Raw genomic sequence first — 13,446 nt, 5'->3', positions numbered from 1 at the left:
AACTTATCCCGTTCGGTCACCGTCCTTTTCAGAAGACCCACCAGAAAAGACGGAGGCGACCATGTCCGAGACCAAAAAAACACTTCCCCCCCAGCAACAGGCCGAACCGGGCAAAGAAAGCGAGATGAATCCACGTCCGGCATACAAGGGCGAGAACTACAAGGCCGCGGGCAAGCTGGAGGGTAAAGTGGCCATCATCAGTGGTGGCGATAGCGGCATTGGCCGTTCAGTCGCGGTGCTTTTCGCTCGCGAGGGTGCCGATGTGGTAGTGCTTTATCTCGATCAGAACCAGGATGCCGAAGAAACCTGTCAGGTCGTGCAAGAGCAGGGACATCGCTGTCTGGCCTATGCCGGCGATATCGCCGACGCGGATTTTTGCCGGAAAGTGGTTGCCGATACGGTGGCAAATCTGGGGCAGGTGGATATCGTGGTCAACAATGCCGGCGAACAGCATCCCCAGAAGGGCTTGGAAGATATCAGCGAGGAGCAGTGGGAGCGAACCTTTCGTACCAATATCTTCGGTATGTTCCAACTGACCAAGGCTGCTCTGCCGCATCTGGCCGAAGGCAGTTCGATCATCAATACCACCTCGGTCACTGCCTACAAGGGCAACCCGATGCTGATCGACTACTCCTCGACCAAGGGGGCGATCACCGCTTTCACCCGCTCACTGGCGCTCAATCTGGTGGAGCGCGGTATTCGGGTGAATGCCGTCGCGCCGGGGCCGATCTGGACTCCGCTGATTCCTTCGACTTTCCCCACGGAAAAGGTTGAGGAATTCGGCGCGCAAACACCGATGAAGCGTCCGGGACAACCGGAGGAAGTTGCAACGGCCTATGTCTATCTGGCCAGCAATGACTCGTCGTATGTCACCGGCCAGGTAATGCATGTCAACGGGGGATCGATCATTAATGGGTGATTGCGCAAGATGCCGCTACCGAGGCCTTGGAGCTTTTCGCTCAACGTTGTTTCGCCGAAAGCAGGATGACCAGCAGGCAACTGCAGGCCAGTAGCCCCATGGCAGATCTCAGGCCGTAATGTGTGGAAACCAGCCCCATGAGCGGTGGGCCTGCCAGTAGCCCCATATAGCCCATGGTCGCGGCCATCGACACGCCTATCGCTGGGGATGCGGCCCGTTGGCCGCAGAGGCTGAAGGCTATCGGCACGACGTTGGACAGGCCCAGGCCCGCTAGGGCAAAGCCGCTAATGGCCAGCGCGGGGTAGCCCGCCATCACGACCAGCAAGAGGCCCAGGCCGGCCAGCAGGGCACCCAGGCTGAGGATGCGGACTCGGCCCTGGGCCTGAACGAGTCTGTCGCCGGTCAGCCGGCCGGCCAGCATGGTCAGCGAAAAGGCGGCGAATCCTGTTGCGGCCGCGGCAGTCGAAACCTGAAGTATGTCCTTCAGGTACACCCCGCTCCAGTCCGTGATGGCTCCTTCGATCATCAGCGACAAGAGGGCGATGACGCCTATACTCAGTATCTGTCGATCCGGCCAACGTAGGCCATGGCCGCCTTCACTTTCTTCCTGATCCGGGCGCAGCCAGGGTGAGACGCCAAGGGTGCACAGGCCAACCAGGAGCGTGTCGGTAAGCAGCAGCCAGGACACGGACATACCCTGATGCAGTAACAGGCCGGATAACGAAGCTCCGATCAGCCCGCCCAGGCTCCAGGCCGCATGAAATGACGACATGATTGGTCTTGCCCAGTGCTTTTCGAGGCTGCTGGCGTAAGCGTTCATCGAAACATCGAGCAGGCCGTTGCTGGCGCCAAGCAGGAATGCCGCTCCTGTCAACATGGCCAGCGAGCCGGACAAGCCTGGAAGAGCCAGGGCGACGGCGAACAGGATGCCGGCATAGCGTACCAGCACACCGGGACCGCCCAGCCGTGGTGCCAGCAGGCCCGTCAGCGGCATGAGGAGCATGGCACCCACGGTCATGGCCAGCAGTACCAGGCTCAGTTGGCCGTCCGTCAAGGCGAATGCGGTCTTGATGCCGGGAATGGCAGCGGCCCACGAGCCAATGCCTACCCCATTGACCAGGAAAATAGCGCTGGTCGCCCAGCGGGATGAAGTCAATTCCCTGGATAAAGAAGCCTGCATGCAGTTGTCTCGATCGGATTGGGGGCCGATCAGACATGCTTCATAAAAATCGCTTACCTGTCCAATCTGGCGAGCGGTTCGATAGCGCTGTCACCGCCTGATCAGGAAGTACTGGTGCTGTCGCTTGCTTGATCCACTACGTCGGGGATGGAGAAGCGCTTCAGCTTTCCTTCATTTCATCGTCGGCCACCGTCTGGTCGGCATGTGGCACGCCTGGCACGGAATCATCCGCTTCGCCAGGGCAGGGGACCTGGCGCAGGTCACCCGGCTTGTCGTGCACGATCGGATCGGGCTGTGGGACATCAGGGCGGGCATGGCTGGGCATGATAGCCTCCGGGATTGTTTCGGGTAGCCTGCTAGGTGGAGGCCGGGGAGGAACGGGAGTTCCATGCCCAGCGACAGGTGGCTAGGCGCCTGATCGGTTCACCTCCACGGTGATGTGTGCCAGCTCTTCGTGGATGCTCAGCTGGCGCCGGAAGTCATCGGCCGTGGCTGTCCCACGGACAGCCAGCGCCAGGATGCAGGCATACTTGCCCTTGCCGACTCGCCAGACATGCAGGTCCGTGATCTGTGCTTGGACCGGGCTGGCTGCGATCACTTCGTGGATTTCAGCGACTACGGGGGCATCCATTTCGGCATCGAGCAGCACGCGGCCGCTGTCGCGCAGCAGTCCGAACGCCCAGACCGCCACCAATCCGGCTCCCACGATCCCCATCAGCGGATCGAGCCAGTCGGCTCCCCACAGTTTGCCGCCGAACAGCGCCAGGATGGCCAGGACAGACGTGGCGGCGTCAGCTACTACATGCAGGTAGGCCGAGCGCAGGTTCAGGTCATGGTGATGTTTGTGTTCGTGTTCGTGCTCATGGTGATGGTGTTCGTGATGATGATGGTGATGACCATCCTTGAGCAGCCAGGCACAGGCGAGGTTGACCAGTAGGCCAAGCAGGGCGATGGCGATGGCCTGGTCGTAATGGATGGGGCTCGGTGCGATCAGCCGTGCGACGGACTGGTAGAGCATCAGACCAGCCACGCCCATGAGCAGGATCGCGCTGGTATAGCCGCCCAGCACTTCGATCTTCCAGGTCCCGAAGGCGAAACGCCGGTCCCGGGCGAAGCGGCGTGCGGCCGCGTAGGCGAAAACCGACAGGCCGAGCGCCAGAGCATGTGAGCTCATATGCCAGCCGTCGGCCAGCAGCGCCATCGAATTGAACGCCCAGCCGCCAGCGATTTCGAGCACCATCATTAGCGCGGTCAAGACTACGGCCCAGCGTGTGTTTCGCTCGGCCAGCGGATTGCCTTCATCGAAGACGTGCGAGTGATGCCAGTCTTGATTTTGATTTTCGGTCGTGGAGATTTCCATCAGTAAAAAATTCCCGAATGAGCTTTCCATATACTATACCCCAGTATAGTTACAGCGAGAAAAGGGGCACTATGGCGCATACGATCAAGGGTAAAAAATCGCTGCTCGTCCGGGTACGACGTATCAGGGGCCAGAGCGAGGCATTGGAAAAAGCGCTGGATCAGGAAGCGGACTGCGCGGCCATCCTGCAGCAGATCGCCGCCATCCGTGGGGCGGTGAACGGCCTGATGACGGAGGTGCTGGAAGGCCATATCCGCGGTCACCTGGGGGCAGACGACGCCTCGCCCCAGCAGCGTCAGGAAGATCTGGAGGTGGTGGTGACCGCATTGCGCTCCTATCTCAAGTGACAAGGCGCAAATGAGAGGAGGCAATCGAAGCGAGACGAGTCCTGGCGGCCGGTGAAAACATCCCCGGCCTCGCTTGAAGGCATGGTTTTAGCGTGGACGGCGAACCTGGCGAAGCCAATCGTGGAGAGGAACTTTTTTCCAGCCGCTTGGCTCGGAAAACAGAGCCTTTCGTCCCCGGTCACTCGCACCGGAAGGACGTTGCCGCGCCGTTCCAAGGAGCCGTTTTCATGCCTGACAGCCCGCACCAGTCTGATCTTCAGCCGCTTTCGCTCGAACAGGCCCTACGCCTGCCGCGTATCGCCATCGAATCGACCGAGCCGGTCCTGGATGGCGGCCGTTTCGCTGCCAAGGCTGCTATCGGCCATACGGTAAACGTGCGCAGCCGTATCTTTACCGATGGCCACGAACAACTGGCTGCTGCTATCTGCTGGCGGCAGAAAGGCGAGGTGAGCTGGCGTCGCGCCCGGCTCAGGTTGGTGGGTAACGATTACTGGGAAGGCCAGTTCACCCCGACCCAGGTAGCTGCCCATGAATTTTTCGTCGAAGCCTGGTGGGATACCTATGAAACCTATCGGCTTGAACTGTCGAAGAAGCATGCGGCCGGTGTGCCGGTGGCGCTCGAGCTGGAGGAGGGACGCCAGCTTTTGCAGCATACGGCCGAACGGATTCAAGGCGAGCCCAGGGCGATCCTCGAGGATGTGCTGAGCCAGTTGGCCGGTTGTCACCTGCTCGAAGAGCGCGTCTCTGTCATGCTCGCCAACGAGGTCGCAGTGGTCATGGCTATTGCCGATCAACATCTGCATCGCGGCGCCAGCCCGGTCTACCCGCTGGATGTGGAGCGGACCCGGGCGCAGTTCGCCAGCTGGTACGAGCTGTTTCCACGCTCGCAAACCGATAACACCGCGCATCATGGCACCTTCCGCGATGTGCTGCGGCGCCTGCCGATGATCCGCGACATGGGCTTTGATGTGCTGTATTTCCCGCCGATCCATCCAATCGGCCACACGCACCGCAAGGGCCGTAACAACAGCCTGCAAGCCGGCCCGGACGATCCGGGCAGCCCGTATGCCATCGGCAGTGAAGAAGGCGGACACGATGCCATCCATCCGCAGCTTGGCAGTTTCGACGATTTCCGCGAACTGGTGGTTGCGGCCGCCGGGCATGGTCTGGAAATCGCGTTGGATTTTGCCATCCAGTGCTCACCCGACCATCCCTGGCTGAAAGAGCATCCTGGCTGGTTTTCGTGGCGCCCGGATGGCTCGATCAAATACGCCGAGAACCCGCCAAAAAAATACCAGGACATCGTCAACGTGGATTTCTATGCCCGCGATGCCATCCCCGATCTCTGGCTGGCACTGCGTGATGTGGTCTGGCTGTGGGTCGAACAGGGGGTGAAGATCTTCCGGGTCGACAATCCGCACACCAAACCGCTGCCGTTCTGGGAATGGCTGATCGCCGATATTCGCGGGCGCGATTCGGACGTGATGTTCCTGGCCGAAGCCTTCACCCGTCCGGCAGTGATGGCGCGCTTGGGCAAGCTCGGTTTCAACCAGAGCTACACCTATTTCACCTGGCGCAACAACAAGAGCGAGCTGGCGACCTATCTCAACGAATTGAACGAGCCGCCGCTGCGTGATTGTTACCGGCCAAACTTCTTCGTCAATACACCAGACATCAATCCGTTTTTCCTGCAGACCTCCGGACGCGCCGGTTTTCTCATCCGGGCTGCGCTGGCCACCATGGGCTCGGGTTTGTGGGGTATGTATTCCGGCTTCGAGCTGTGCGAGGCGGCACCTGTGCCGGGCAAGGAGGAATACCTGGATTCGGAGAAATACGAGTTACGCCCGCGCAATTACTATGCGCCGGGCAATATCGTCGCCGAGATCGCCCAGCTCAATCGCATCCGCCGGCAGAATCCGGCACTGCAGACCCATCTGGGCTTTCATGCCTATCACGCCTTCAACGACAACATTCTCTATTTTGGCAAGCGTACCCCCGATCTTGCCAATTTCATCCTGGTGGCAGTCAGCCTCGATCCCTACAACGCCCAGGAAGCCCATTTCGAATTGCCTTTGTGGGAATTCGGCCTGCCCGATGATGCCCAGACCCAGGGCGAAGACCTGATGAACGGTCATCGCTGGACTTGGTACGGCAAAACCCAGTGGATGCGGATCGAACCGTGGCACCTGCCATTCGGTATCTGGCGCCTGACGCTGCCATCGAGCGATCCGGATATGCAAGTCAAATAATTCGCAATTCGCTGCAAAGCAAGAAGTCAGGGCTTGTGTCCAGAAGGGAAAATGCAATGGCAAAATCGCGTAAATCCGCCGCCTTCATCACCGACCCGCTCTGGTACAAGGATGCGGTGATCTATCAGGTTCACCTGAAATCCTTTTTCGACTCCAATAACGACGGAGTCGGTGATTTTCCCGGCTTGATCCAGAAGCTGGATTACATTGCTGATCTGGGGGTCAATACCATCTGGCTGCTGCCATTCTATCCTTCGCCACGCCGCGACGATGGCTATGACATCGCTGAATACCGAGGTGTGCATCAGGATTATGGCAGCATGGCCGATGCCAAGCGCTTCATCGCCGAAGCGCACAAGCGCGGCCTGCGGGTAATCACCGAGCTGGTCATCAACCACACGTCCGACCAGCACCCCTGGTTCCAGCGGGCCCGGCTGGCAAAGAAGGGTTCGGCGGCGCGCAATTTCTACGTCTGGTCGGATACCGACGATAAATACCAGGGCACCCGGATCATCTTCCTGGATACCGAAAAATCCAACTGGACCTGGGACCCGCTGGCCCAGCAGTTCTTCTGGCACCGTTTCTACTCGCATCAGCCGGACCTGAACTTCGACAATCCGCAGGTGATGAAGGCGGTGATCGGCATCATGCGCTACTGGCTGGATCTGGGCATCGACGGCCTGCGTCTGGACGCCATTCCCTACCTGGTCGAGCGCGACGGCACCAACAACGAGAACCTGGCGGAAACCCATATGGTGCTCAAGCGTATCCGTGCCGAGATCGATGCCAATTATCCCGATCGCATGCTGCTGGCCGAGGCCAATCAGTGGCCAGAAGACACCCAGCTGTACTTTGGCGGCATCGATGGTGGGCCGGGCGATGAATGCCACATGGCTTTCCATTTCCCCCTGATGCCGCGCATGTACATGGCCATCGCCCAGGAAGACCGTTTCCCGATCACCGATATCCTGCGCCAGACGCCGGACATTCCGGACAATTGCCAGTGGGCGATCTTCCTGCGCAACCACGACGAATTGACCCTGGAGATGGTCACCGACCGCGAGCGCGACTATCTCTGGAACTATTACGCTTCGGACAAGCGGGCCCGTATCAACCTGGGCATCCGCCGCCGCTTGACGCCGTTACTGGAACGTGATCGGCGGCGCATCGAATTGCTCAATAGCCTGCTGTTGTCGATGCCGGGCACACCAGTGATCTACTACGGCGATGAAATCGGCATGGGTGACAACATCTATCTGGGCGACCGCGACGGCGTGCGCACGCCGATGCAGTGGTCGAGCGACCGCAATGGCGGTTTTTCCCGGGCCGATCCGGCGAGCCTGGTGCTGCCCTCGGTCATGGACCCGCTCTACGGCTATCAGGCGATCAATGTCGAGGCTCAGCAGCGCGATCCCTATTCGCTGCTCAACTGGATGCGCCGCCTGCTGACCATTCGCAAGCAGTTCAAGGCGTTCGGACGTGGCAGCATGAAAATCATCGCGCCGACCAACCGCCGTATCCTGGCCTATCTACGCGAATTCGATGCCGGTGATGGTGGTCCTGAGATCATTTTCTGCGTGGTCAACGTTTCTCGCTCGGCCCAGGCTGCCGAGCTGGATCTGTCTCATTACGCTGGCATGGTGCCGGTGGAAATCATCGGTGGCAGCGCCTTTCCACCGATCGGCCAGCTATTTTATCTGCTGACCTTACCGCCTTACGGCTTCTACTGGTTCCAACTGGTCAGCAGCGACCATATGCCCAGCTGGCACAAGCATCCGGTGGAAACCATGCCGGAATTCCGCACCCTGGTGATCAAACGGCTGGATGAGCTGGATCCGACAGCCAAACAGATTCTGGAAAAAGAAATCCTGCCGACCTACCTGCCCAAGCGCCGTTGGTTCGCCAGCAAGGATTCGCCCATCGAGTCACTGAGCATCTGCTATACCTTACCGTTCGGCAATCGGGAGCGGCCAATGGTACTCAGCGAGATTGCGGTCAAATCCAAGGGACATACCGATTTCTACCAGTTACCGCTGGGTTTCCTGGCCGAGGCTGATTTCGGTACCGCCGTACTGGCCCAGCAACTGGCGATGGCACGCGTGCGGCGTGGTTCCCGGATTGGTCTGGTGACGGATGCCTTTACCCTGGATTCCTGCGTGCTTTACGTTTTGCGCGCCCTGCGCGAGCGACTGGTATTGCCGTGCAACGATGGCGAGGTTCGTTTCGAGCCAATGCCGCAGTTGGAAGAGTTGGATATTCCAGCCAATGCCGAGGTGAGCTATCCCACCGGCGAGCAGTCCAACAGTTCGGTGATCGTGCATGACGACATCATGCTCAAACTGCTGCGGCGGGTTACCGCTGGTGTGCATCCTGAACTTGAAATGGGCGCATTCCTGACCCGGCAGGGCTTCAAGAATATTTCGACCATGCTGGGCCAGGTCAATCGCTTTGATGCTGACGGCACGCCCCATGCCCTGATGGTGATCCAGCGCTTCCTGCATAACCAGGGCGATGCCTGGACCTGGACCCTGAACAATCTGGACCGTGCCGTGCGGGATGAAATCAGTGGTGGCCAGTCCGAAATGGCCAACCAGCACAGCACTCTGGAAGAAATAGATATCTTCAACCGCCTACTTGGCCAGCGCCTGGGCGAGCTGCATGTCGCCTTGGCCGCACCGACCGACGATCCGGCCTTTGCCAGTGAGATCACCGAGAAAAAAGACGTGATTGCCTGGAAAACCAGCATTCGCGACCAGGTTGACCGAGCGCTGGAAGCGCTGGAACAGAAGCGCGATACACTCGACCCGGACGATGCGGCGCTGGTGGACAAGCTGTTGAACCGGCCCAAGACTTTGCTGGCGGCGGTGGATCGCCTGGCGCAACACTGTCTGGGTGGCTTGCGTATCCGCGTCCATGGCGACCTGCATCTCGGCCAGGTACTGGTGGTGCAGGGCGATGCCTGCTTCATCGATTTCGAAGGTGAGCCCGCGCGGCCACTGGAAGAGCGTCGAGCCAAGCTCAGCCCACTCAAGGACGTGTCCGGCATCCTGCGTTCTTTCGACTACGCCGCCGCCATGACCCTGCGTGGCACACAGACCAGCGACAGTTCTATTGAAGCCGACGAAGCCCGCCGTCGGATTGCCGTCGATTATCGCAAACGTGCGATCGCCGTCTTTGTCGAAGCTTACCAGAAGGCAGCCGCTTCGCTGCCTCATGCCTGGAAGGACCCGACGGGAGCGGAGGCTGCACTAACGCTTTTCACCCTGGAAAAAACCGCCTACGAGGTGGTCTACGAAGCTGAAAACCGACCTGCCTGGCTGCCGGTCCCTCTGGTGGGGTTGGCCGCACTGGCTCAACAGTTGATCGATGGAGACAGCCATGAGTAATCGTCCGGCTTTGACGTTGTCCGGAGAGGCCCTGCTGCCCAGCGATGCCGATGTCGAGGCACTGGTGCGGGCCGAACACGGTAATCCGTTTGCCGTGCTCGGTCCGCACCCTGACGGTACCGGCGTGACGGTCCGTGCCTACCTGCCGCGTGCTCTGAGGGTTGATCTGATTGCACGCGACAGTGATCAGGTACTGTCATCGATGGACCAGGGACAAGTGCCCGGCTTCTTCTTCACGCGCATGGACAAGCCGCAGCCTTACCGATTGCGCATCCGCTGGGCGAGTGGCGAGCAGATTACTGAAGACCCTTACAGCTTCGGCGAATTGCTGGGCGAAATGGATCTCTATTTGTTCGCCGAAGGCAATCATCGCCACCTGGGACGCTGTTTCGGCGCACAAGTGATGGAAATCGGCGGTGTGCCCGGTGTGCGCTTCGCAGTATGGGCGCCCAATGCCCGACGGGTATCGGTGGTTGGCAGCTTCAATAGCTGGGATGGCCGCCGCCATCCGATGCGCCTGCGTATTCCATCCGGCGTCTGGGAGATATTCATCCCGCGCCTGGAGCCAGGCGAAACCTATAAATACGAGATTCTCGGTCAGCATGGCCTCTTGCCGCAGCGCGCCGATCCGCTTGCCCTGGCTACCGAATTGCCGCCGGGCACTGCCTCGAAAATCGCCAAACCCTTGCAGCACCAGTGGCGAGACGAGGCCTGGATGCAACAGCGAGCGGCGCGCCAGGCGGTCGATGCGCCGATGTCCATCTACGAAGTGCATGCCGGTTCCTGGCGCCGTGACAATGGCCGCCTGTACAGTTGGCACGAACTGGCCGAGCGACTGATTCCCTACGTGGTGGAAATGGGCTTCACCCATATCGAGTTGATGCCGATCATGGAACATCCGTTCGGTGGTTCCTGGGGCTATCAGCCACTATCGCAATTCGCCCCCAGTGCCCGCTACGGCACCCCTCAGGATTTCGCCAATTTCATCGATGCCTGTCACAACGCCAACATCGGCGTGATTCTCGACTGGGTGCCGGCGCATTTCCCTACCGATGCCCACGGCTTGGGGGATTTCGATGGTACGGCACTCTACGAATATGCCCATCCCTTCGAAGGCTTTCACCAAGACTGGGATACCTTCATCTACAACCTGGGACGCACGGAAGTACACGGTTTCATGCTGGCCTCGGCATTGCACTGGCTGCGGGAGTTTCATGTCGATGGTCTACGGGTGGATGCGGTGGCATCAATGCTTTACCGCGACTATTCGCGTCAGGAAGGCGAATGGATTCCCAATCGCTATGGCGGCCGGGAGAACCTCGAAGCCATCGATTTCTTACGTCATCTCAACGACGTTGTGGCCCAGGATGCGCCGGGTGCAATGGTGATCGCCGAAGAATCCACGGCCTTTCCCCAGGTGAGCGGGCCGACCCATGAAGGCGGGCTGGGGTTTTCCTACAAATGGAACATGGGTTGGATGCACGATACCCTGGAGTATATCCAGGAAGATCCCATCCATCGCAGTTACCACCATGATCGAATGACTTTTGGCCTGATCTACGCTTTTTCCGAAAAATTCGTCTTGCCGATTTCCCATGACGAAGTAGTGCATGGCAAGCGGGCGCTGCTCGATAAAATGCCCGGCGACCGCTGGCAGAAATTTGCCAATCTGCGTGCCTACCTCAGTTTCATGTGGACACATCCAGGCAAGAAATTATTGTTCATGGGGTGCGAATTCGGTCAGTGGCGTGAGTGGAGCCACGATCATGAATTGGACTGGTTTCTCTTGAACGAAGCCGATCATGAGGGAGCCCGGGTGCTGGTGCGCGATCTCAATCGCCTGTATCGACAGGAGCCCGCACTCTACGAGCGTGACAGCGAGCCGGGTGGTTTCCAGTGGCTGATCGGCGACGATCGGGCCAACAGCGTCTTCTCTTGGCTGCGCTGGAGTGCCAGTGGCCAACCGCTGCTGATAATGGCCAATTTCACGCCGGTGGTCCGGAAGAACTATCGGATCGGCGTGCCGATTGCCGGGCCTTGGCAGGAGGTGCTAAACAGTGATGCCGCCTGCTATGGCGGTTCCAACGTCGGCAATGGTGGCCAGGTGGAAGCCGAACAGTTGGCAAGCCACGGCCAGCCGGTTTCGCTCAATCTGACCTTGCCCCCGCTAGCGGTCATCGCCTTGCGGCCTGTAGAGGGGTAATACGAACCAAAGCGACGCTCGGGATCGCGTTGGTTTTTTTAGAGAAACTTCCGACGAATACCGTCTCGCTGATACACGATCGTCATGATCGCTCGCTAAGGTCGTACTGAGCCCTAATCAAGAGAGCGATCATGAAACTGCAAGGCAAAGAACCCTCATCCGGCATGGATACGCCTATCGGTAAATCCGACTGGTTCATCCAGAACCTGGTTTTTCTGGCCAAGAGCGGCATCGAGCTTCCCGTTACCTTGAATACCACCGGCGGGATCGTCAGCGGCACCATTATCTCGGGAGAAAATTATCTGGATCTGCTCAGTGCCAGGGCTCGGGAGGCTGGAATCGACAACCCTGCTTATCGTGAGCTGGGCGATTGGTTCGACCAGTATATGGATGTACTGGCCAACGACGATGCGGAAGGTGACGGTCCCCATTTCATCCACTTGCGCGACGCGACCCTGGTCACGCCTACCGGTATCACATCGTTTGGCAGCGATTCGGTCTGGCGTGGCCGTATCCGGGCAATCACTGGCCTGACTTTCAGCCGGCTGTGAGGTTTTCGCCTGGCCTGTTTTTCAGTGGCATCCGAGTATCCACTTCAGGCGCAACGCCTCAATTCATGGCCTTGATACTCAAGACTTTATCCTTGTTGATGCGTACCAGTTTTCCGTCGATTTGCTCGAATTCGTAGAAACCGCTTTCTTCATCGTATTCGGGGGTATCGACGGCATGCAACTCGCGCCCATCGATCAACTGAATGGCAGTCGGTGTCGAACAGCCGCTCAGTGCTCCGCCGCATAAGCATAAAAGAGCGACAGTGCCCGCCAGTATGTGGGAGTTGCTCATGCCTGTACCTCCGATAATCACGCGTTTCGATCCTGAAGTTCGACCTGTTCGGGGACCTGATCGTTACCAGTAGTCCAGGTCCGGATGCGTGTATCTACAAAGGTAACCGACAAGTGGCAAGTGCGCCGTGCGGCTGAAAGGGGCGTTGCGGGTTGGCAAAAGCTGCTGCAAGGCGAGTGGACAGCAAAACCGGCTTTCACCATCCACTCGCTTGTCAGTAATCAGGCCGTTGCGGGACGGCGTTCCTGCAGATCCTTGAGGAACTGGTCGCGGTTTTCCGGGGAAACCAGCAGGGTCTTGTCATCGGCGTATTCGATGCGCAGCCGATCCAGCGACAAGGCCGGGCTGTAAGAGGAGCAACGGGCGCGAACAGGGGCGACATCCTTGATCTGGCTGAACGGAACAGTCCAGCGGAAAGGGCCGCTGACGATCAGCAGTGCATCGTTATTTATCGAGTAACGGGTAGCGCGCAGAACCCAGAGAGGCAGGACGGCACCGAGAAACAGGGTAACGGTCGGGATGAACCACAGTGGTGGGTTAGGCGCCTGGGTGAGCAGCCAGGTGATATACAGGCTGACAATCGCAATTACCAGCAGAATTGCTGCGAATCCAGTATCGACTTTAGATTTATAGGTACTCATGTTCATATCCCTTAATAATCCAGCGAGTTGATTCAGTAGGTGGCAGAAGACATCTGGGCAATCGGTGTTTCATTCAGGGCCAGGAACGCAAGGCAGAACGCGTTGGTGGCTCTTCGATCCATCGGCGGGCAGCCAATGCATTGCTTTGAGGACGGCTGTCCGTAGGCAGGCATTCTACTGGAATGCCATTTTTTCTCACGACTCTTAATTCTAAAAGCCTGTTCACGATCTCGCGAGCTAGAGCCAGACAAGGCGAAAATGGCTGAGTAAGCGGACCGGGCTCGCGCACAAGGTTACGGGTGGTAAATGAGCATTTCG

At 58.9% G+C, this 13,446-nt stretch carries 11 protein-coding genes; 6 read left to right on the top strand and 5 right to left on the bottom strand.

Annotated elements, in window-relative coordinates; genetic code table 11:
• The first annotated feature begins 61 nt into the window (after positions 1-61).
• Positions 62-919, top strand: coding sequence for an SDR family oxidoreductase (locus FHR87_RS00695; RefSeq protein WP_183164776.1), 858 nt, complete (start codon positions 62-64; stop codon positions 917-919).
• 40 nt (positions 920-959) lie between these two features.
• Here the strand turns inward: FHR87_RS00695 and FHR87_RS00690 are convergent, their stop codons facing one another.
• From FHR87_RS00690 to dmeF, 3 genes are all read right to left on the bottom strand, one after another.
• A complete protein-coding gene (locus FHR87_RS00690) occupies positions 960-2,099 on the bottom strand; it encodes an MFS transporter (RefSeq protein ID WP_183164775.1) in 1,140 nt (379 codons plus the stop codon).
• A 160-nt stretch (positions 2,100-2,259) separates the two neighbouring features.
• On the bottom strand, positions 2,260-2,424 hold the full coding sequence (locus FHR87_RS00685; protein WP_183164774.1) for a hypothetical protein: 165 nt from the start codon (positions 2,422-2,424) through the stop codon (positions 2,260-2,262).
• Between the two features lie 81 nt (positions 2,425-2,505).
• The gene (gene dmeF, locus FHR87_RS00680) at positions 2,506-3,459 is read right to left on the bottom strand and encodes a CDF family Co(II)/Ni(II) efflux transporter DmeF (protein WP_183164773.1); all 954 of its coding nucleotides are present in this window, start codon (positions 3,457-3,459) and stop codon (positions 2,506-2,508) included.
• Between the two features lie 71 nt (positions 3,460-3,530).
• Between dmeF and FHR87_RS00675 the strand changes: the two genes are divergently transcribed.
• The 5 genes from FHR87_RS00675 (at position 3,531) to FHR87_RS00655 (ending at position 12,195) form a co-directional block, all read left to right on the top strand.
• The gene (locus FHR87_RS00675) at positions 3,531-3,806 is read left to right on the top strand and encodes a metal/formaldehyde-sensitive transcriptional repressor (RefSeq protein ID WP_183164772.1); all 276 of its coding nucleotides are present in this window, start codon (positions 3,531-3,533) and stop codon (positions 3,804-3,806) included.
• A gap of 227 nt (positions 3,807-4,033) precedes the next feature.
• Positions 4,034-6,055, top strand: a complete 2,022-nt coding sequence (locus tag FHR87_RS00670) for an alpha-1,4-glucan--maltose-1-phosphate maltosyltransferase (protein ID WP_183164771.1) — start codon at positions 4,034-4,036, stop codon at positions 6,053-6,055.
• Between the two features lie 56 nt (positions 6,056-6,111).
• Positions 6,112-9,441, top strand: coding sequence for a maltose alpha-D-glucosyltransferase (gene treS, locus FHR87_RS00665; RefSeq protein ID WP_183164770.1), 3,330 nt, complete (start codon positions 6,112-6,114; stop codon positions 9,439-9,441).
• A complete protein-coding gene (gene glgB, locus FHR87_RS00660; RefSeq protein ID WP_183164769.1) occupies positions 9,434-11,644 on the top strand; it encodes a 1,4-alpha-glucan branching protein GlgB in 2,211 nt (736 codons plus the stop codon). Before treS ends, glgB begins: the two co-directional genes overlap by 8 nt.
• Before the next feature lie 131 nt (positions 11,645-11,775).
• On the top strand, positions 11,776-12,195 hold the full coding sequence (locus FHR87_RS00655; RefSeq protein WP_183164768.1) for a hypothetical protein: 420 nt from the start codon (positions 11,776-11,778) through the stop codon (positions 12,193-12,195).
• Between the two features lie 58 nt (positions 12,196-12,253).
• Here the strand turns inward: FHR87_RS00655 and FHR87_RS00650 are convergent, their stop codons facing one another.
• Complete coding sequence (locus FHR87_RS00650; protein ID WP_183164767.1) at positions 12,254-12,487, bottom strand: YgdI/YgdR family lipoprotein; 234 nt, start codon at positions 12,485-12,487, stop codon at positions 12,254-12,256.
• A gap of 221 nt (positions 12,488-12,708) precedes the next feature.
• Positions 12,709-13,128: a PH domain-containing protein gene (locus tag FHR87_RS00645; protein ID WP_183164766.1), complete on the bottom strand. Its 420-nt coding sequence runs from the start codon at positions 13,126-13,128 to the stop codon at positions 12,709-12,711.
• Positions 13,129-13,446: the final 318 nt, after the last annotated feature.

It is taken from the genome of Azomonas macrocytogenes (assembly GCF_014191985.1).
Taxonomy (GTDB): domain Bacteria; phylum Pseudomonadota; class Gammaproteobacteria; order Pseudomonadales; family Pseudomonadaceae; genus Azomonas; species Azomonas macrocytogenes.
This window is presented reverse-complemented; position numbering and strand designations above follow the sequence as displayed.